This is a genomic window from Amycolatopsis iheyensis, assembly GCF_024703995.1.
Taxonomy (GTDB): domain Bacteria; phylum Actinomycetota; class Actinomycetes; order Mycobacteriales; family Pseudonocardiaceae; genus Amycolatopsis; species Amycolatopsis iheyensis.
In genome coordinates this window covers 313,539-331,662 of sequence record NZ_JAMXQV010000006.1, presented here as the reverse complement: position 1 = coordinate 331,662, position 18,124 = coordinate 313,539, and the positions used below count along the sequence as shown (strand labels likewise).

General features: G+C 73.8%; 20 protein-coding genes. 10 read left to right on the top strand and 10 right to left on the bottom strand.

Going from position 1 to position 18,124, the window contains the following annotated elements:
- Positions 1 to 3: 3 nt before the first annotated feature.
- Positions 4 to 1,047, bottom strand: a complete 1,044-nt coding sequence (locus tag M8542_RS13910) for a LacI family DNA-binding transcriptional regulator (RefSeq protein ID WP_257920630.1) — start codon at positions 1,045 to 1,047, stop codon at positions 4 to 6.
- Positions 1,048 to 1,128: 81 nt separating this feature from the next.
- Complete coding sequence (locus tag M8542_RS13905; protein WP_257920537.1) at positions 1,129 to 2,013, bottom strand: serine hydrolase; 885 nt, start codon at positions 2,011 to 2,013, stop codon at positions 1,129 to 1,131.
- Positions 2,014 to 2,129: 116 nt separating this feature from the next.
- Here M8542_RS13905 and M8542_RS13900 point away from each other — a divergent pair, with 116 nt between their 5' ends.
- Positions 2,130 to 2,702 (top strand): RNA polymerase sigma factor, encoded by a 573-nt coding sequence (locus M8542_RS13900; protein ID WP_257920536.1) that lies wholly within the window; start codon positions 2,130 to 2,132, stop codon positions 2,700 to 2,702.
- Positions 2,695 to 3,774, top strand: coding sequence for a CU044_5270 family protein (locus M8542_RS13895; protein ID WP_257920535.1), 1,080 nt, complete (start codon positions 2,695 to 2,697; stop codon positions 3,772 to 3,774). Before M8542_RS13900 ends, M8542_RS13895 begins: the two co-directional genes overlap by 8 nt.
- A 41-nt stretch (positions 3,775 to 3,815) precedes the next feature.
- Here M8542_RS13895 and M8542_RS13890 read toward each other — a convergent pair whose 3' ends face one another.
- Positions 3,816 to 4,226: an SLATT domain-containing protein gene (locus M8542_RS13890; protein ID WP_257920534.1), complete on the bottom strand. Its 411-nt coding sequence runs from the start codon at positions 4,224 to 4,226 to the stop codon at positions 3,816 to 3,818.
- 77 nt (positions 4,227 to 4,303) lie between these two features.
- Here M8542_RS13890 and M8542_RS13885 point away from each other — a divergent pair, with 77 nt between their 5' ends.
- From M8542_RS13885 to M8542_RS13875, 3 genes are read left to right on the top strand one after another with little or no spacing between them, the layout of a single operon-like run.
- On the top strand, positions 4,304 to 5,044 hold the full coding sequence (locus M8542_RS13885; RefSeq protein ID WP_257920533.1) for a FadR/GntR family transcriptional regulator: 741 nt from the start codon (positions 4,304 to 4,306) through the stop codon (positions 5,042 to 5,044).
- A complete protein-coding gene (locus tag M8542_RS13880) occupies positions 5,041 to 5,769 on the top strand; it encodes a sulfite exporter TauE/SafE family protein (protein ID WP_257920532.1) in 729 nt (242 codons plus the stop codon). Before M8542_RS13885 ends, M8542_RS13880 begins: the two co-directional genes overlap by 4 nt.
- A gap of 13 nt (positions 5,770 to 5,782) precedes the next feature.
- Positions 5,783 to 6,793 (top strand): 1-aminocyclopropane-1-carboxylate deaminase/D-cysteine desulfhydrase, encoded by a 1,011-nt coding sequence (locus tag M8542_RS13875; protein ID WP_257920531.1) that lies wholly within the window; start codon positions 5,783 to 5,785, stop codon positions 6,791 to 6,793.
- Positions 6,794 to 6,795: 2 nt separating this feature from the next.
- Here M8542_RS13875 and M8542_RS13870 read toward each other — a convergent pair whose 3' ends face one another.
- Complete coding sequence (locus tag M8542_RS13870) at positions 6,796 to 7,455, bottom strand: helix-turn-helix transcriptional regulator (RefSeq protein WP_257920530.1); 660 nt, start codon at positions 7,453 to 7,455, stop codon at positions 6,796 to 6,798.
- 86 nt (positions 7,456 to 7,541) lie between these two features.
- Here M8542_RS13870 and folE point away from each other — a divergent pair, with 86 nt between their 5' ends.
- Together folE and M8542_RS13860 are read left to right on the top strand one after the other, a co-directional pair.
- On the top strand, positions 7,542 to 8,162 hold the full coding sequence (folE, locus tag M8542_RS13865; protein WP_372508523.1) for a GTP cyclohydrolase I FolE: 621 nt from the start codon (positions 7,542 to 7,544) through the stop codon (positions 8,160 to 8,162).
- Entirely contained in the window at positions 8,162 to 9,367 is a 1,206-nt protein-coding gene (locus M8542_RS13860) for an NAD(P)/FAD-dependent oxidoreductase (RefSeq protein ID WP_257920529.1), read from the top strand. Before folE ends, M8542_RS13860 begins: the two co-directional genes overlap by 1 nt.
- 149 nt (positions 9,368 to 9,516) lie before the next feature.
- Here M8542_RS13860 and M8542_RS13855 read toward each other — a convergent pair whose 3' ends face one another.
- From M8542_RS13855 to M8542_RS13840, 4 genes are all read right to left on the bottom strand, one after another.
- Positions 9,517 to 9,954, bottom strand: coding sequence for a hypothetical protein (locus M8542_RS13855; protein ID WP_257920528.1), 438 nt, complete (start codon positions 9,952 to 9,954; stop codon positions 9,517 to 9,519).
- Positions 9,955 to 10,064: 110 nt separating this feature from the next.
- Positions 10,065 to 10,724, bottom strand: coding sequence for a response regulator (locus M8542_RS13850; protein WP_257920527.1), 660 nt, complete (start codon positions 10,722 to 10,724; stop codon positions 10,065 to 10,067).
- Entirely contained in the window at positions 10,721 to 12,226 is a 1,506-nt protein-coding gene (locus tag M8542_RS13845; protein ID WP_257920628.1) for a GAF domain-containing sensor histidine kinase, read from the bottom strand. Before M8542_RS13845 ends, M8542_RS13850 begins: the two co-directional genes overlap by 4 nt.
- Positions 12,227 to 12,389: 163 nt before the next feature.
- A complete protein-coding gene (locus M8542_RS13840) occupies positions 12,390 to 12,797 on the bottom strand; it encodes a pyridoxamine 5'-phosphate oxidase family protein (protein ID WP_257920526.1) in 408 nt (135 codons plus the stop codon).
- 241 nt (positions 12,798 to 13,038) lie between these two features.
- Between M8542_RS13840 and M8542_RS13835 the strand changes: the two genes are divergently transcribed.
- Both M8542_RS13835 and M8542_RS13830 read left to right on the top strand, forming a co-directional pair.
- Positions 13,039 to 13,650, top strand: a complete 612-nt coding sequence (locus M8542_RS13835; RefSeq protein WP_257920525.1) for a sigma-70 family RNA polymerase sigma factor — start codon at positions 13,039 to 13,041, stop codon at positions 13,648 to 13,650.
- 323 nt (positions 13,651 to 13,973) lie between these two features.
- A complete protein-coding gene (locus M8542_RS13830; RefSeq protein WP_257920524.1) occupies positions 13,974 to 14,489 on the top strand; it encodes a P-loop nucleotide/nucleoside kinase family protein in 516 nt (171 codons plus the stop codon).
- On the opposite strand, the gene M8542_RS13825 is transcribed toward M8542_RS13830, so the two are convergent.
- On the bottom strand, positions 14,458 to 15,852 hold the full coding sequence (locus M8542_RS13825) for an MFS transporter (protein WP_257920523.1): 1,395 nt from the start codon (positions 15,850 to 15,852) through the stop codon (positions 14,458 to 14,460). The genes M8542_RS13830 and M8542_RS13825 overlap by 32 nt on opposite strands.
- 151 nt (positions 15,853 to 16,003) lie before the next feature.
- Positions 16,004 to 16,798 (bottom strand): IclR family transcriptional regulator, encoded by a 795-nt coding sequence (locus tag M8542_RS13820; protein ID WP_257920522.1) that lies wholly within the window; start codon positions 16,796 to 16,798, stop codon positions 16,004 to 16,006.
- 117 nt (positions 16,799 to 16,915) lie between these two features.
- Between M8542_RS13820 and M8542_RS13815 the strand changes: the two genes are divergently transcribed.
- On the top strand, positions 16,916 to 18,124 hold the full coding sequence (locus M8542_RS13815; RefSeq protein ID WP_257920521.1) for a CaiB/BaiF CoA transferase family protein: 1,209 nt from the start codon (positions 16,916 to 16,918) through the stop codon (positions 18,122 to 18,124).

The window sequence follows — 18,124 nt, the reverse complement described above, 5'->3', positions numbered from 1 at the left end:
ACATCAGCGGGGGCCGGTGCTCTCGCGGACGATCAGCTCGGCCGGCACGAGGTGGCGCGCTCCGACGTCGCCGCCCGCCATCCGGTCCTCCAGCAGCCCGAACGTGCGGCGGCCGACCTCGATGAAGTCCTGCCGGACCGTCGTCAGCGGCGGGCTGAAGTACGCCGACTCGGGCACGTCGTCGAAGCCCGCCACCTGGACGTCCTCCGGCACCCGGAGGCCCGCCTCGGTGAACGCCCGCAGCAGGCCCAGCGCCATCTGGTCGTTGGCCGAGAAGACCGCCTTGAGCCCGCGCTTGCCGGCCAGCACCCGGCCGACCTCGTAGCCCGAGCGCGGGCTCCAGTCCCCCCGCACCACCACGGGCACGCGCAGGCCGCGGCGCTCCAGCGTCTCGCGCCAGCCGCGTTCGCGGTCGCGGGCCTCCAGCCAGTCCTCCGGCCCGGCCAGGTGCCAGACCGTCTTGTGGCCCAGCGCCAGCAGGTGCTCGGTGGCGCGGCGGGCGCCGTCGTACTGGTCGACCGAGATCACCGGCACCGGCGCGGACTCGCCGCCGCCGACGGCGACCAGCGGGATGTCCGAGGGCGCCACCGCCAGCGCCCGCCCCGCCGTGACGTGCGGGGCGATCACGACGATCCCTTCGACCGCTTGGCGCCGCAGGCTCTCCACCGCGTCGCCGATCGACGTCCGGCCCGGGCGGGTGACACTGCAGATCGCGACGCCGTACCCGGCTTCGCGGGCCGCGTTCTCGATGCCGTAGAGCGTGCTCGCCGGTCCGTAGAGGTTCGACTCCAGCGCGACCACGCCGAGCGTGCCGGAGCGGCCGGTGACCAGCGTCCGCGCGGCCGTGTTGGGCCGGTAGCCGAGCTTCTGCACCGCGGCGAGGACCCGCTCGCGGGTTTCCGGGCGCACCGGCCCGCTCTCGTTGACCACGCGCGAGACGGTCATGTGCGACACCCCGGCCATGCCGGCGACGTCGGCCAGGCTCGGCTGCCGCGGCCCCGGCGCGGACGCCCTGGCCTGTTCCCCCGTCTTGGCCCGGTCGACCACCCTGGCCCCTTCCGCCTCGCGCCGTCTCACCACCACGAGACGGTACCGCCGAATCGGCGCGGGCCGGGCCTCCCGCGCCGGTCAGGCCCAGCCGAGCGGCCCGGAGAGCGCTTTCACCACCGCCGTGACGCGCTCGGTCGCCGTCGCGTAGCCCGTCGAGGCGGGCTGGGCGGTGAGGACGACGACCACGTACCGGCGGCCGCCGACGAGCCCGCTGGTGTGCAGGTTGCGGCCCGGGTCGCAGCACGACCAGCCCTGCTTGACGGCCCAGTCGGTGGCGGTGACCGCGGCCGGGATGCCGAAGTACTGGTCGAAGCCGTCGGCGCCGTGCTCGGTGGCGCCGTCGAGGGCACGCAGGACGACCTGCCGGGTCCCGGCGGGCGCGGAGTCCATCAGGTACCGGTAGACCCGGACCAGGTCGGCGGCGCTGACGAGGGTGCTCCCCCAGTGCCCGGCCTCGGCCGGCGGGCGCGTGGCCGTCAGGCCCATCCGGGCGGCCCACGAGGTGACGATGGTGGGGCCACCGAGCCGCAGCCAGAGCCGGCTCGCGACGTCGTCGTCGCTGCGCGAGAGCATCTCGGCGACCTCGTCGGCGGGCTCGCCCCGCCGCAGCGCCTCCAGCGCGATGAACAGCTTGACCAGCGACGCCGAGGTGTAGGTCGCCTCCGGCCGGTAGGACACGAGGTCCCGGCCGGTCTTGCGGTCGTGGACCAGCACGCTGAGCTTGCCGGGCACCAGCGCGGCCAGCTCGGCCCCGTCCGGCGGGTCGGCCGTGGTCGCGCCGGTCGCCGGCGGGGCCGAGGTCGCCGTCGTCGCGACGCTCGTCGTGAGCGCCGGCGACGTCGTGCGCAGCGAGCCGGCGGCCGCCGGCGGCCCGGGCGGGCGCACCGCCGCGGCCACCACGAGCATCGCCACCACCGCGCCGGCGCACGTCCCGGCCAGCAGCATCGCGTTTCCCCTGTGCATACCGGCTGTTGTCCGCAGACCCCCGTCGTGTTCGCGACCGGCGCCCCGGATGTGGCCTGCGTCTCATCCGGGCGGGCGATCCGGGACGCACGCGGCCGGTCCCGACAACCAGTAGCGTGACCAGAATCGTCGAACGGCTCGATCGGCCCGACCTCGCCGCGCGTGATCCGAAGGAGGTCTTCGCGCGGCTCTTCGACGAGTACGCCGCACCGCTGCGCGGGTACCTCGCGGGCCGGGTGGGCGTGCACGCCGCGGACGACCTCGTGGCCGAAACCTTCGTCGTCGCGCTGCGAAGACGGGCCAGCTACGACCCCGCCCAGGCGCCGATCCGCGGCTGGCTCTACGGGATCGCGACCAACCTGCTGCGCAACCACGTCCGCCAGGAGGTGCGGGGCTTCCAGCTGACCGCGAAGGCCGGCACCGAGGACCGCCCGGCCGAAAGCCACGACACCGCGGTGGCCGGCCGGGTCGACGCGGCGGCGCGGTTGCGCACCCTGGCCGGCGAGCTCGCCGGTCTGTCCGAACAGGACCGTGACGTCCTGCTGCTCACCTCCTGGGCCGGTCTCGAACCGGCCGAAGTCGCCGAAGCGCTCGGCGTGCCCGCGAGCACGGTGCGCTCGCGGCTGCACCGGGTCCGCCACCGGCTCCAGGCCCTGCTCGTCCCCACCGAGGAGAACCACGATGCATGAGCTCGACGAAACCCTCGAGCTGCTCCACCGCGACGCCCGCACCGCGCCGGCCGATCTGACCGCGGCCCGCGCGCGGCTGATGGCCGAGCTGGACACCGCGCCGGTCCCGCTGCGGCCGAGGCGGGCGCGTCGCTTCGCGCTGCCGGTCGCCGCCGCCGTGGCCGGGGTGGTCGCGGTGACGGTCGTCGTCGCCCAGCCGGAGCCGTCCGGGCCTGCCGCCGGACCGGCCGTGACGTCGTCCGGCGCGCCCGACATCCGGCTGATGTCGGCGGCGCAGGTGCTGAACCGGGCGGCCGACCTCAGCGTCGGCGCGGTCGACCAGCCGGTGGGTCCGGGGCAGTTCAAGTACGTCTCGGAGCACACGTGGGTGCAGCGCGGCGTCTGGAGCAGCGAGACGACCGGCTACACGTACCTGTGGGAGCAGCAGATCGACCGCTGGATCCCGGCCGACGCGCACGACGTCTGGCAGGAGAACCGGAAGATCCTCGACACGGGCAAGTTCCTGGGCGGCACGATGCCGCAGTCGCAGGCGCCGGTCCCGGAGGTCACGAAGACCGACCAGGGCCAGTGGCAGGGCCGCTGCGGCGACTTCTTCCCGAAGTCCAAGCCGGCCAAGAAGTGCGACGACCCCACTGACTGGGACAGCCCGGCGTTCTACGCGACGCTCCCGAACGACCCGGCCGGGATGTACGCGAAGCTGCAGGACCTGACGAAGGGCCGCGGCTCGACCCCGGCGGTGATGTTCCACTTCGGCATCGAGATCCTGCGGGCCGGCCAGATGCCGGCGCCGCTGCGGGCCTCTTGGTACCGGGCGCTGGCGAAGATCCCGGGCATGAAGGTCCTCGCGGCGGAGACGAACCTCGACGGCCGCAGCGGCGTGGCCCTCGGCCTCGACGACAGCCACGAGATCACCCAGCTGATCATCGACCCGGTGACCGGCCAGTTCATCGGCGAGCGCGCGGTCGCCGGCGAGCACCCGGACAGCCCGTGGATCAAGCCGGGCACGGAAACGGGCGCGAGCGCGATCACGACCGGCGTCGCCACCCGCCTGGGCGAGCCTCCGGCCAAGTAGGCCTGGCCCCCGGTCGCGCCACGCGGCCGGGGGCCGGTTCGTCAGTCCGGCCCGGGCTGCGCCGAGCCCTTGCTCCAGAGGCGCGCCTGGCGAGTGGTCCACCGTTGCCCGCTGTCGCGCGCGAGGTCCTCGACCCGCAAGACCAGCGCCTGGACCGCCGTGTCGGTGTCGTAGGGCGGGATCTCACGTTCGAGGTCGTACCGCAGCGGGCTGAACTCGACCCAGTTCTCGTGCGGCTGGAACGCGGCTCGCGCGCTCGTGACCACCAGTACGATCGCGCCGAGGACGGCGACGATCGCCGAGTCCGCTCCGAACGCCGCCGCGACGCAGATGGCGGTCAGCTCGGCGGCCACGTAGGCGCGCCGATGCCGCCTCGACCCGACGACGTACCACTGCCGCTTGGCGAGCACCATCGGTGGCAAGGCCCGGTCGTCGCCGCGCAGCTCGGACATCCAGTCCGCTGATTTCCCGGCGACTTGTCCGACATACCGACTTATATGTCAGACATAATCGTGCTAGCGTCGAGACCGTGGAGACGACAGCCGGCTTGCGGATCGCCGCCGAGATGCGGGCCCGGGTCGACGACGGGCGCTGGCCCGCCGGCACCGTGCTGCCCACCGAACTCGAGCTCGCCCGCGAGTTCGCCGTCAGCCGGCCGTCCGTCCGCGAGGCCCTCAGCGCCCTCCAGTTCGCCGGGTACGTCGAACCGAGGCGCCGCCGCGGGACCGTCGTCCTCGGGGCCTCGCCGGTGCCGACCGCGGCCCGGCACGTCCGGGCCGCGCGGACCCACGAGGAGGTCGTCGACCTGCTCGAAGCGCGGCTCGTCCTCGAACCCGCCGTGCTCGCCCTGGCCGCCGCCGATCCGGAGCCGCGGGCGCTCGACGAGGCCCACGACGCCGTCGCCGGGATGGCGCTCGTGACCGGCGGCGACACCATCCCCGCCGACACCGACCACCGGCTGCACGCCGCGCTCGCGGGCGTCTGCCGGAACCCGGACCTACGCGAGCAGGTCGAGACGCTGCTCGCCCGCGCGTCCGGTCCCCGCTGGCGCGAGACGCAGGCGGCCGCTTGGGCCTCCGGTGCGGCGAAGAGCTGGACCGACGACCACCGCGAGATCGTCGCCGCCCTCGCCCGCGGCGACGGGAAAGCCGCGGCCGCCGCGGCACGGAGGCATCTGCTGTCCGCTGTGGACAATGCCGCCGCGTGCGAGACCATGCCCCCGTCCCAGCAACGCCGGCTGCACCGGCTGCGCGAGCACTTCGGCTCGTGATCGCCGTCCTGGTCCTCGCGGTGCCGGTGGGTGTCTTCATCGGCGCCATCGGCATCGGCGGCGTACTGCTCCCGCCCGCGCTCACCGGCCTCGGCGTCCTCGACATCCACGCGGCGGCGGGCACCAGCAGCTGGGCCTTCCTGTTCACCGGCGTCGTCGGCACCCTCGCCTACGCGCGGCACCAGGCGATGCCGTGGCGCTTCGGCGGTTTCCTCACCCTCGGCGCCGCGCCGGCCGCGGCGGCCGGCGCGCTGGTCAACGGCATCCTCCCGGCCACGGCCCTCTGGATCTTCCTTGCCGTGGTAACCGCCGGCTCCGGCGCCTTCAACCTCTGGGCGCGCCCGCGCGAACGGCGTGACCTCCCCGCGCCGGCCGCGGTGGCGGTCGGCGCGGCCGTCGGGTTCGGCTCGGCGCTGACCGGCACGGGCGGACCAGTGCTGCTCGTCCCGGTCCTGCTGGCGCTCGGCGTGCCGGCGTTGACGACGATCGCGGCCGGGCAGCTCATCCAGCTCCCGCTCGTCGGCTTCGCGACGCTCGGCTACGCGGCGCACGGGAACGTCCACTTCGGACTCGGGAGCGTCCTCGGCGTGCTCGCCGGCGCCGGGGCGCTGCTGGGCACGCGGCTGGCCCGGCGGCTGCGCGGGCGGCACCTCCACCGCGTGGCGTCCGCGGCACTGGTCGTCGTCGGCGCCTTCCTCTTCGCGCTGCCCTTCCTCCCCCGCTAGAAAGGACCCGCCCGTGGACCTCGCGACCCGGCTCGAGCAGTTCCCCCGCGAACACCTCGCCCGCACGCCCACCCCACTGGACGTCCTGCCCACCCTGTCCGCCCGGCTCGGCCCGCGCGTCCTGCTCAAGCGCGACGACCTGACCGGCCTCGCGCTCGGCGGCGACAAGCCCCGCAAGCTCGAATACGAACTGGCCCTGGCCCGCCGCGACCAGGCGGACGTCGTGGTGACCTGCGGGTCGATGCAGAGCAACCACGCCCGCCTGACCACCGCGGCCGCGCGCCGGCTCGGGATGGACTGCGTCGTCGTGCTCAGCCGCGACGCCTACGACGAGCTCCAGGGCAACCTGCTCACCGTCCGGCTGCTCGGCGCCGACGTCCGCGTCGTCGACGTCGAGGACCACTGGGACCTCGAAGGCCACGTCCGAACGGTCTGCGCCGAGCTGCGCGCGGCGGGACGGCGGCCGCACGCGGTGCCGATCAGCGGCACCACACCGCACAGCTGCCTCGGTTACGTCCGCGCCGGGCTGGAGCTCGCCGCGCAGCTGCGGGAAACCGGCGAGGAGCCGGCTGCCTTCTACTTGCCTTTCGGCACCGGCGGGATCTTCACCGCGCTGACGTTCGCGTTGCGGGACCAGGGCTTCGCGTGTCCGATCGTCGGCATCAGCGTCAACCAGGACCGCGTCGCCTGCCAGGCGGAGTTCCGGCGCTGGTGGACCGAGCTGAGCACCCTGCTCGGCCACGACGGCGAACCGCCGGAAGCCGAGATCCACGACGAGTTCGTCGGACGCGAGTACGGCGACCCGACCGAGGCCTGCCTCGACGCGATCCTGCTCGTGGCCCGGACCGAGGCCGTCCTGCTGGACCCGGTCTACAGCGGCAAGACGTTCGCCGGCTTCCTCGCCCACCACGCGGCCGGGCGCTGGAGTGCCGGGCACCGCGTCGTGGTGCTGCACAGCGGCGGCGTGCCCGCCCTGTTCGCCTACCACGACGCGCTGGCCGCGCACCTGGCCCGGCGCGGCTGAGCTCAGGCGGGACCCAGGCGCACGCAGCAGAGGCCTGGCCGTGGGTCCAGCCGGGCCCGCAGGCCGCACTCGCCGACGCCGGCGAGCATGCCTTCGAGCAGCCCGAGGTTCATCTCGCAGACCAGCCGCGTGTGCGTGCGGGCCAGCCGCTGGAACGGGCAGTTGCCCAGCAGCACTTCCCCGCCCTCGACACGTGGTTCGAAGCCGTGCTCTTCGAGCGGGCCGAGCACGTCCGAGGCGCCGGCCGCCAGCTCCGCGCCGTGTTCGCGGGCCCGCCGGCCGAGGATTTCCCGGGGTGAGCGCCCGGTTTCGTCGGCCTCCTCGACGGCGTCGGCGAGGAGCTCGCCGGCCAGCTCGTACTGCCGCTCGGGCAGCGAGACGCTGACGTGCCGGTCCGAGCGCCGGTAGAGCTTGGCCGGGCGGCCCGCGCCGGGGCCGCTGCGGCCGCTGCGGCGTTCGTGCCCGACGACCACCAGGAGCTGCTCGGCCACCAGGCGGTCGAGGTGGAACGCGACGGTCGCCCGCGGCACGGCGAGGGCCTCGGCGACGTCGTCACGGCTGACCGGCTCGGGTTGCCGGACGACGTGCTCGTACAGCCGCCGCCGGGTCGGCTCGTCGAGCGCCGCGACCGCGGCCAGCGCGCCGGCCTGGGACTTGTGCATCTCCGCACTCTAAAACAAATAATCGTTGACGAAAACCCGCACGGGCTTCTAACGTCGGCTCGACTTGGTTTTAGAAGGAGGCCTCCGTGACCGTCGATCCCGTCAGTGAGCCGGTGCCGCTGCGGCACCTCGGTGTCGTCCACGACCGGGACGCCGTGGACCTGCACGCGGCGGAACGCGCGGTCGCCGACCTGCTGCGCGCGCTGGGGAAGGACCCGTCTTCGGAGCACCTCGGCGACACCCCGCGGCGGGTGGCGAAGGCCTACGCGGAAATGCTTCAGCCGCGCGACTTCCAGCTGACGACGTTCCCCAACGACGAGGGCTACGACGAGCTCGTCCTGGCGAAGAGCATCCCGGTGCAGTCGCTGTGCGAGCACCACCTGCTGCCCTTCCGCGGCGTCGCGCACGTGGGCTACCTGCCCGGCGAGCGGATCCTGGGCCTGTCGAAGCTCGCCCGCGTCGTCGAGCTCTTCGCGCGTGACCTGCAGGTGCAGGAACGGCTGACCAAGCAGGTCGCCGACTGGCTGCAGGAGCACCTGGCGCCCAAGGGCGTCGGCGTCGTCATCGAGGCCGAGCACCTGTGCATGTCCCTGCGCGGGGTCCGGGCGACCGGCGCGCTGACCGTCACCTCCTCGCTGCACGGCCTGCTGCGCGAGGAACCCAAGACGCGGCAGGAGTTCTTCGCCTTGACCGGGGTGAGCGCCTGATGGACACCCACGTCATCGTCGGCGGCGGGCTGACCGGCGCGAAGGCCGCGGAAACCCTGCGCGCCGAGGGGTTCGCCGGGCGGATCGTCCTCATCGGCGCGGAACCCGACCTGCCCTATGAGCGGCCGCCGCTGTCGAAGGGCTACCTGCTCGGCCAGGAGGACCGCGCGTCGGTCTTCGTGCACGACGAGAAGTGGTACGCCGACCAGAAGATCGAGGTGCTGACCGGCCGGCGGGTCACGGCGCTGGACCGGGCCGCCCACGAGGTCGAGCTGGCGGGCGGGGAACGCGTCGGCTACACGAAGCTGCTGCTGGCGACCGGCGCGTCGCCGCGGCGGCTGCGGGTGCCGGGCAACGACCTCAAGGGCGTGCACTACCTGCGCCGGCTCGCGCACGCCGACCGCCTGCGCGACGCGCTGGCCGCGGGCGGGCGGGTCGTCGTGGCGGGTGCCGGCTGGATCGGCCTCGAAACCGCGGCCGCGGCCCGCGGCTACGGCTGCGAGGTGACGATCGTCGAGCCCGAGCCGACCCCGCTGCACGCCACCCTCGGCGCCGAGCTGGGCGGCTACTTCGCCGACCTGCACCGCGGTCACGGCGTCGACCTGCGGCTCGGCACCGGCGTGACGGGCTTCGCGGGCGACTCGACGGTGACCGCGGTCCGGACCGACGCGGGTGAGATCCCGGCGGACGTCGTCGTGGTCGGGATCGGCGCCCGGCCCGAGACGCAGCTCGCCGAGGAGGCGGGTCTGGCCGTGGACAACGGGATTTCGGTCGACGCGGCCCTGCGCACCGAGGATCCGGACGTCTTCGCGGCGGGCGACGTGGCGAGCGTGTGGCACGCGGCCTACGACCGCCGCATCCGCGTCGAGCACTGGGCGGAAGCGACGAACGGCGGCACGGCGGCGGCCCGCTCGATGCTCGGCCGGGAGGTCGTCCACGACGACCTGCCGTACTTCTTCACCGACCAGTACGACATGGGCATGGAGTTCACCGGCTGGTTCCCGCCGGGCGGCTACGACAGCGTGGTGACCCGCGGCGGCACCGACGCGTTCCACGCGTTCTGGCTGTCGGACGGCCGGGTGGTGGCGGGCCTGCACGTCAACCAGTGGGACGAAGGACTGGACGCGGTGCGCGAACTCATCCGAAGTGGACGGAAGGTGAACGCCGGGGAACTGGCGGACCCGGCACGTCCCCTCACGAACTAGCCGCGCCGGCTACCGGGTCGTGGGGGGTGGGGGGGGGGGGGGGGGCCCCCCGCCCCCCCCCCCCCCCCCCCCCCCCCCCCGGGCGGGGGGGGGGGGGGGGGGGGGGCCCCCCCCCCCCCCCCCACCCCCCCCCCCCGGCCGCGGCAGACCTAGTTGTCGCGGCGGTGGCGGCCGCCTCGTTTCGCACCGGCGATCGCGCGCACGCGCAGTGCCAAGTCGCTCCGGCGGGCCTTGCGCGCGTACTCCAGCAACGCTTCCACCTGTTCCCGCGGCAGCCAGCCCTCCTCCGCGCCGGCCTCCAGGCGCAGCAGGTGCGTCACCAGCTCGCGCGAGTCTTCGCCTTGCTCCCCGGCCAGTTCCGCGAACCGGACGGCCGCCTCGGCTTCGCCGTCGCACCAAGCCGTCATGGCCAGCAGCGTCGCCGTCGCGGTCAGGATGTCGCCGCGGTGGACGCCGCCTTCCGCCGCCAAGTGCTCCGCCAGCTGGAAACTCCGGGTGCCGACCCCGCCGGCCCCTTCCTTGAGCACCGCTTGCGCGAGCGCTCTGATCTGCTGCGTGACATAGTCCCCGCTCGACAACCCCGACATGCCGTCCCCTCTGCCGCGCACGCGACCGGCGTGCGTCACCCGACAGGTGTATCGCATCGGTGGCCAGATACGTCGGATGCGCCACGGGTTTGCGCCGAGTGGGCGTGTGATCAGCTTGAACGGCCACCGTCGGCGCGTCGCTGCGACACGTACACCGCGGCCGAGGTGCGCCGCTCGACGCCGAGCTTGTGCAGCACCGACGACACGTAGTTCTTCACCGTCTTCTCCGCAAGGAACAGCCGCTCCGCGATCTGCCGGTTGGTCAGGCCCTCCGCCACGAGGTCCAGCACCCGCCGCTCCTGCGGGCTGAGCTGCTCGTACCGCGGGTCCGGCGCGGCCACGTCCTCGCCGCGCAGCTTGTTCATGACGGACGCGGTGAGCGTGGCGTCCAGCAGCGAGCCGCCGACGGCGACCGTCCGGACCGCGTCGACCAGCGACCGCCCGGACACCTGCTTCAGCATGTACCCGGCCGCGCCCGCCATGATCGCGCCGAACAGCGCGTCGTCGTCCGAATAGGACGTCAGCATCAGGCACGCGGGCGGCGGCGCGACCGTCGAGCGGATCTCGCGGCACACCTCGACGCCCTGGCCGTCGGGCAGCCGGACGTCGAGGATCGCGACGTCGGGCCGGGCCTGCGGGATCCGGACGAGCGCTTCGGCCGCCGTGCCCGCCTCCCCGACCACCTCGATGTCCTCTTCGGACTCGAAGACGGTCTTCAGCCCGGTGCGGACCAGCTCGTGGTCGTCCAGCAGGAACACCGAGATCGTCATCGCCCACTCCCCTGCTCGCCGGCCCGTGCCGGCAGCTCGGCAGTCCAGTCCAGCCGGGAGCCGCCGTCTTCGGCGGCCGCCAGCACGCAGTTCCCGCTCCACCGGGCCGCCCGCGCGGCCAGGTTGGCCAGGCCGCTGACCCGGCCTTCTCCCTCGGGTGGCCCGGTCCCGTCGTCGCGCACCACCAGGCTCAGCCGCCGGCCGAGCCCGTCGACGGTGACCTCCACCGAGCACGAGCTCGCCCCGGCGTGGCGGGCGACGTTCGTCAAAGCTTCCCGCAGCGACGCGATCAGGTCCGAGCGGACCGCGTCCGGCACGGCGGCGTCCAGCGGGCCGTCGAAGCCGACGCGCGGTTCGAAGCCCAGCGTGTCACGCGCGTCGACGGCCACTCGCAGCAGCTCCGCCCGCAGGCTGCCTTGGGCCTGCGCGGGCGCCTGCAGGGAAAAGATGCTGTTGCGGATTTCGCGGATGGTGCCGTCGAGGTCCTGGGCGAACCCGGCGACGCGCGCGCCGACCCCCGGGTCGGCGATCAGCCGGCTGACACCCTCGAGCCCGAGCCCGGTCGCGAACAGCCGCTGGATGACCAGGTCGTGCAGGTCGCGGGCGATCCGGTCGCGGTCTTCGAACACCGCCAGCTGCTGACGCGCCTCCTGCGCCCGGGAGAACTCGACGGCCAGCGCCGCGTGCCCGGCGAACGTCTCGGCCAGCTGGACGTCGGAGTCGGTGAACGGCGACTTGTCGCGGAACTTCGCGACCAGCAGCACCCCGAGGGTCTCCTCGCCGACGATCAGCGGCACCGAGATGGCCGAGTCGAGGTCCTTGATCATCGCGGGCATCGGCCCGGCGCGGTCGCGCTGCTCGTTCTGGACGTGCTCGCCGTAGTCGCGCACCACCACCGGCCGCCGGGTCGTGAAGGCGATGCCGGTGGCGGTGCCCTCGGTCGGGACGGTGAGCCCGGTGAGCCGCTCGGAGTCCTCCCCCGGCGGCTCGACGACGTCGAACACGAGCCGGCCCGGCCCGTCGGGCAGCGCGATCGCGCCGCCGGTGCCGCCGGCGACCACGCGGGCGCGTTCGGCGATCAGCCGCAGCGTGGCCCGCAGGTCCTGGGCGCCGAGCAGGGCACGCGTGACGTCGTAGGAGGCTTCCAGCCAGCGTTCGCGGCGGCGCAGCCCGTCGACCAGCACGGCTTTTTCGACGGCCATCCCGGTCGCCGCGGCCAGCGCGCCCAGCACCTCGCGCTCGCGGCGGCCGAACCCCACACCGCCGGGTTCGACGGTGAACGTGCCGAACACCTGCTCGCCGGCCCGGATCGGCAACTCGACCGCGCCCGCGGCCGGCGCGCGGCCGTACTCGGCGGTCACTTCGCCCTCGGGGCCGGTCACTTCGAGCCGGCCGCCGCGGGCGCCGACCAGCTCGCACGCGCTCTTCACGGCGCGGTCCAGCAACGCCGGCACTTCCAGCTCCCGCGCGATCCCGGCCACCGCCGCCAGGATCACCGGCATGCTGATCTCGTCCGTCACTTCCCGTCGACCCCGTGTCAGCCCGCTCCCGGGGTGTTCCCCGGGCCGTCAAGGGTCCCACAGGCTACTGCCCGCGCCGGCCCAATCCGGTTCGTCCATCCGGTGGGTCGATCGGCGGCACGCGGCTGTTACGGAATTCGCGGGGTTACTCGGCGTGACAGCTGATGCGGTGGCCGGTGATCGCCTCGACCGGGATCCGCAGGAACCGGCGACCGGCCAGCGACGGGCACGGGCATAGGCAGGCGATCGCGTCGCCGTCGGTGCCGCCGGACTCGGTGGCGCGGCCGAGCAGGCTGACGTACCAGCCGGCGCCGAAGTCCGCGGCGAAGTCGTCGGCCTCGAACGCGACGACGGCGTCACGCGCGCCCGCGTAGAGGGGACTGCCGGTGGGCACGGCGAACACGACGGCGTCGTCGACGACGGTGAAGCGCACCGGGCGGACCGCGGGCATGGCGCGGTGGGTGAAGATCACCCGCCCGAGGCTCGCCGTCCGCAGCAGGGCAAGGCACTGCGCCCGGTCGAGCAGCAGCCCGAAGCCCACGTCGTCCACCATCGCGTCCCTGTGTTTCTCCTGTGAAAAATCCCCGGTCACCAGCGTGATCGGCGGCCCCGGCCCGCCGATAGGGCCGTTCGGCCCGGGCGGCGGCCACGCGGCGCGGGCGGCACACCGCGGGGTCCCGCGCCAGGGCCGGAAGACCCGGGCCGCCGTGGTCGCCCGGCCGGTGTGGCGGCCACTCGGCGTGACTTAGCGTCGTGACTGTCCGTCGCCTGGTGTGCCCGAGGGGAGTAGCCGCATGCCGCCGCAATCCGCCGAAGGCACGTCTTCGGCGCCGTTCTCGCTCGACCCAGACCTCGTCCGGTCGGCGATGACCGGGAACCGCGCCGCGGTGGCCGGGCTGCTGCGCGCGCTGCGGCCGATCGTGTTCCGCTACTGCCTCGGCCGGCTCGGGACGTGGCAGGACGGCTCGTCCGACGCCGAAGACTGCGCGCAGGAGGTGCTGCTGGCGGTGGTCGGGGCACTGCCGGGGTACCGCTACGAAGCCGACGGGTTCGTCGCCTTCGTCTTCGGCATCGCGGCGCACAAGGTGTCCGACTTCCACCGCCGTCGCGCCCGCGACCGCACCAGCCCGGTGGCCGAGCCCCCGGCGGACCGCTGGGTGGGCGGCGGCGACCCGACAGGCGAGGAGGCCGAACGCTCGGCGGCACTCGACTGGTCGGAAGGGTTGCTCGCGACGCTCCCCGCCCGCCAGCGGGAGATCCTGGTGCTGCGGATCATCTTGGGCCTGTCGGCGGAAGAGACGGCGGCGGCGGTGGGGTTGCGCAGCGCGGGCGCGGTGCGCGTGGCCCAGCACCGGGCGCTGACGACGTTGCGGCGGGGGTTGCAGGCCCGGGAAGCGGCTTCCTGAGGAGGGCGGCCGCATCGAGGGACTTGGCCGCCTTCGATGCGGCGCTGCCCGGGACGGGGCGCGCGATCACGGGCGGCGCCCTGGGCCGGCTGGGCGATCGGCGCTGCCCAGGGCGGCAAATTCGCTCACGCGGCGGCGCCTGGCGGCCGGCCGTGCGATCACGCGGCGGCGCCCGAGGCGGGCCGTGCGATCACGCGGCGGTACCCCGGGCCGGCCGTGCGATCGTGCGGCGCTGACCTGAGGCCGCGCGCTCACGCGGCGCCGCCCTGCGGGCGGGCGACCGTGCGCCGATGCCCCGGCGTCGGCCGTGCGATCATGCGGCGGTGTCTCCGCTGCTGATCGTCGTCGGCGGGCTGCCCGCGACCGGGAAGAGCACCGTCGCCGCGGAACTGGCCCGGCGGACCGGGTTCTCGTTCCTGCGCGTCGACACGATCGAGCAAGCCGTCCTCGGCAGCACGGCGCTGACGCCGCCGCTCGGGCCGGTCGGCTACGTCGTCGCGCGGGCGGTCGCCGCCGACCTGCTCCGCACCGGCGTCAGCGTGATCGCCGAGTGCGTGAACCCGCTCGCCGTCACCCGGGACGCGTGGCGCGACACCGCGACCGCCCACGGCGCGCGGCTGCTCGAAGCCGAGATCGTCTGCTCGGACCCCGCCGAACACCGGCGCCGCGCGGAAACCCGCGACACCGGCATCGCGGGCCACGTCCCGCCGACCTGGGCGGCGATCGTGGCCCGCGAGTACGAGCCGTGGACCCGGGAGCGCCTCGTCGTCGACACCTCGCGGGTGCCGGCCGACGAGGCAGCCGCGGTCATCGAAGCGGCTGCACGGCCTCGTCGTTGACGTTCTCCAGCCGGCGGCCCGTCGTGCGCGGGCCCAGCACCGCGATGTCCACCGCGACCACCACCAGCGCCGCCGCGACCACCAGGAACAACCGCGTCGGGCCGGCCGAGTTCAGCAACGGCAGCAGCACGAACGGCATCGCGCCACTCGCCAGGCGCGACAACGAATACGTGCCGCTCGAGGCCGTCGAGCGCAGGGCCGTCGGGAAGATCTCCGCCTGGTAGATGTGGTAGGCGTTCGAGAACAGGTTGCTCGTCGCGGTGTACAGGAAGCCGAACACCAGGATCAGCGCCATCGAATCCGCGTACCCGAAGGCGATCCCGAACCCGGCCATCGCCAGCACCGAGCCGACCACCAGGTACTTCCGTTCGACGCGCTCCACGATCGGCAGCGACAACGCCGAGCCGACCGGGTAACCGAGGTAGGTCAGGGCGGCGAACAGCAGCGACTCCGAAACCGCGTACCCCTTGGCGGCCAGCACCAGCGGAACCAGCGTGCCGAAGCCGTAGTAGCCGAGGGTCTGCAGGATCTGGAACACGACCATCATCCAGGTGCGGCGGCGCAGCGCCGGCCCGAACAGCTCGCGCACCGGCGCGGCGGCACGCTTGCGGTTGACCCCGCGCGCCGGGGCGGGGCTCTCGTGGACGGTGCCGGCGGCCTCGGCCTCGAGCCCGGCCACCAGGTGCTCGGCCTCTTCGGTGCGGCCGACGGAGTCCAGCCAGCGCGGCGACTCGGGCAGGCCGCGCCGCAGCAGGAAGACCGCGCCCGCGCCGAGCGCGCCGATCACGAACAGCCAGCGCCAGCCCGCGATGCCGAGGATCTCGTGCTCGGTCAGGCCGCGGGCGAGGAAGCCGACGACCGGGAAGCCGCAGAACGCCAGCGTGTACGCCCAGGCGATGAACCGGCCGCGCTTGCGGGCCGGCAGCAGGTCGGTGAGGTAGGTGTCGGCCAGCGGCGGCTCCGCGCCCAGGCCGATGCCCGCGAAGAACCGGGTGATCAGCAGCATCAACGCACTGCCGCTGAACGCGCCGAGCAGCGAGAACACCGAGTAGAGGCCGAGGTTCAGCAGGAACGCGCCGCGCCGGCCGAACCGGTCGGCGAGCCGGCCGAGCAGCAGGGCCCCGAAGAACATGCCGACGAACGTCGACGCCAGCAGCGGCGGCAGCTCCGCCTTCGAGAGGCTGAACTCCTTGACGAGCACCGAACTCAGCACGCCGGTCAGGAAGACCTCGTAGAAGTCGAAGAACAGGCCGAGCCCGACGGCGACCGTGGCCCGCCGGTGCGTGCGGGTGATGGGCAGCCGGTCGAGCCGGCCCGCGATCGTGCCGGTGTCCGGCGCGGTGGCGTCGTAGGTGTTCGCCATCCGTCGTCTCCTTTGACTTCTCCACTATGTGGTTGGCCGACCCATAATGTGACGGCCACGGCGTGGAGTCAAGGACAGACCGGACCGCGTCGGAGTGCGTCAAGGGACAACAAGGCATCGAACGGCATGAATCGGGCGGCGCCTGGAAGACTCAGAGCGCGGCGACCCGCTCGACACCCGGCCGGTACCCCAGCCGTTCCGAAGCCCGCCGGCCGGCCTCGACCACGATCGGCGCGAGCCGCGGCACGTCGGCCGCCGTCATCCGCTGGGTCGGCGCGCCGATCCCGATCGCCGCGCTGACCTCGCCGTTCAATCCGAACACCGGCGCGCTGAGCGACGCCGCGCCGAGGTCGCGCTCCTCGAAGCTCACCGCGTACCCGGCGTCGCGGATCTGGCCGAGCTGGTCGGACAGCAGGTCGATGTCGACGACCGTGCGCGGGGTGAACCGGGCCAGCCCGTGCCCGATCGCGTCCTTGACTGCGAGCTTGTCCCAGGCCAGGAACACCTTGCCGGCCGAGCCGGCGTGCAGCGGCATCACCATGCCGACGACGAACAGCCGAACCACCGGGTGGCGCGACTCGGCCAGCGAGATCACCGTGCGGTACGCGCCGTCGCGGACGTACAGGCACGCCGTCTCGCCCGTTTCGTCGCGCAGCTGCTGCAGCACGGGCCGGGTCAGCCGGACCAGGTCGAGGCCGAACGTGCCCGGCGCCGCCCAGCGGACCAGGCCGAGCCCGACGCGGTAGGTGTCGTCGTAGCGGTCGAGGAAGCCCTCGCGCACCAGGTTGTGGACCAGCCGCTGGCACGTGCTCGCCGGCAGCCCGGTGGACCGGGTGATCTGCTGCAGCGTCAGCTCGGGGTTGTCGATCGTGAACGACTCGAGGATCTGCTTGAACTTGCGCAGGACCAGCACCGGCGTCGTGCCGCTGCGTTCTTCCTCTGCCATCCGCCCCGCCCCGTGCCCGTGGTGTGCCGCACAGTCTATCCACGCTCAAGCCGGTTGACTCCGCGACACTCGCCCGTATTCTGAGTTTGCAACTCACATCGTGGTTTGGAGTCGGGCATGAGTGAACAAACCGGGCCGCTGACCGGTGTCCGGGTGGTCGAACTGGGGAACTTCATCGCCGCGCCCACCGCCGGTCGCCTGCTGGCCGACTTCGGCGCCGACGTCGTCAAGGTCGAGCGCCCGGGCACCGGCGACGAGCTGCGACGCTGGCGGCTGCACGGCGGCGACACGTCGCTGCTGTTCCGCACGCTGGGCCGCAACAAGCGCTCGGTGACCGTCGACCTGCGCCGCCCCGAAGGCCAGGAAATCGTCCGCGCGCTCGCCGTGCGCAGCGACGTCCTCCTGGAGAACTTCCGGCCCGGCACGCTCGAACGCTGGGGCCTCGGCCCGGACGAGCTGCGTGCGCTCAACCCGCGGCTGGTCGTCGTCCGCGTCTCCGGCTACGGCCAGACCGGCCCCTACCGCGACCGGCCCGGCTTCGGCGGCGTCGCCGAGGCGATCGGCGGGCTGCGGGCGCTCACCGGCTACCCCGACCGGCCACCCACCCGCGTCGGGGTCAGCCTCGCCGACTCCGTCGCCGGGCTCTACGCGGTGATCGGCGCGCTGATGGGCCTGCTCCGGCGCGACCGCGAGCCGGGCGCGACGCCGGGTGAGGTGGTCGACGTCGCGCTCTACGAGGCCGTCTACTCGCTGATGGAGTCGTTGTTGCCGGACTACGACGCGTTCGGCGTCGAACGCGGTCCGGCCGGTTCCACACTGCCCGGGGTGGCGCCGTCCAACACCCACCGCTGCGCCGACGGCAAGTACATCGTGGTCAGCGGCAACGGCGACGCCATCTTCGGCCGGCTCATGCACGCCATCGGGCGCGCCGACCTCGCCGTCGACCCGCGGTTCGCCGACAACGCCGGCCGCGTCGAGCACACCGAGCTGCTCGACGCCGCGATCGGCGCGTGGACGGCGACGCTGACCCAGGAAGCCGCCGAGGCTGTGCTGCGTGGCGCGTCCGTCCCGTGTGGACCGATCCTGACCGCCGCCGACATCGCCAAGGACCCGCACTTCGCCGCGCGCGGCATGCACGAGCGGCACCGGGTGCCCGGCCACGACACCGAAGTCACCTTCCCCGGCATCGTGCCGACGCTGACCGAACGACCCGGGCGGACCCGCGCGCTCGGCCCCGAGCTGGGCGCACACACGGAAGCGGTGCTCGCCGAACTCGGCATCACCGGCGAAGAAGTCGCGAACCTGCGAGCGAACGGAGTGATCTGA

Excerpts from the sequence above, each read along its gene's own strand:
- M8542_RS13905 (WP_257920537.1), bottom strand. The coding sequence starts at position 2,013 with ATGCACAGGGGAAACGCGATGCTGCTGGCCGGGACGTGCGCCGGCGCG.
- M8542_RS13895 (WP_257920535.1), top strand. The coding sequence starts at position 2,695 with ATGCATGAGCTCGACGAAACCCTCGAGCTGCTCCACCGCGACGCCCGC.
- M8542_RS13890 (WP_257920534.1), bottom strand. The coding sequence starts at position 4,226 with ATGTCCGAGCTGCGCGGCGACGACCGGGCCTTGCCACCGATGGTGCTC.
- M8542_RS13870 (WP_257920530.1), bottom strand. The coding sequence starts at position 7,455 with ATGCACAAGTCCCAGGCCGGCGCGCTGGCCGCGGTCGCGGCGCTCGAC.
- M8542_RS13860 (WP_257920529.1), top strand. The coding sequence starts at position 8,162 with ATGGACACCCACGTCATCGTCGGCGGCGGGCTGACCGGCGCGAAGGCC.
- M8542_RS13855 (WP_257920528.1), bottom strand. The coding sequence starts at position 9,954 with ATGTCGGGGTTGTCGAGCGGGGACTATGTCACGCAGCAGATCAGAGCG.
- M8542_RS13850 (WP_257920527.1), bottom strand. The coding sequence starts at position 10,724 with ATGACGATCTCGGTGTTCCTGCTGGACGACCACGAGCTGGTCCGCACC.
- M8542_RS13845 (WP_257920628.1), bottom strand. The coding sequence starts at position 12,226 with ATGCCGGTGATCCTGGCGGCGGTGGCCGGGATCGCGCGGGAGCTGGAA.
- M8542_RS13840 (WP_257920526.1), bottom strand. The coding sequence starts at position 12,797 with ATGGTGGACGACGTGGGCTTCGGGCTGCTGCTCGACCGGGCGCAGTGC.
- M8542_RS13835 (WP_257920525.1), top strand. The coding sequence starts at position 13,039 with ATGCCGCCGCAATCCGCCGAAGGCACGTCTTCGGCGCCGTTCTCGCTC.
- M8542_RS13825 (WP_257920523.1), bottom strand. The coding sequence starts at position 15,852 with ATGGCGAACACCTACGACGCCACCGCGCCGGACACCGGCACGATCGCG.
- M8542_RS13820 (WP_257920522.1), bottom strand. The coding sequence starts at position 16,798 with ATGGCAGAGGAAGAACGCAGCGGCACGACGCCGGTGCTGGTCCTGCGC.
- M8542_RS13815 (WP_257920521.1), top strand. The coding sequence starts at position 16,916 with ATGAGTGAACAAACCGGGCCGCTGACCGGTGTCCGGGTGGTCGAACTG.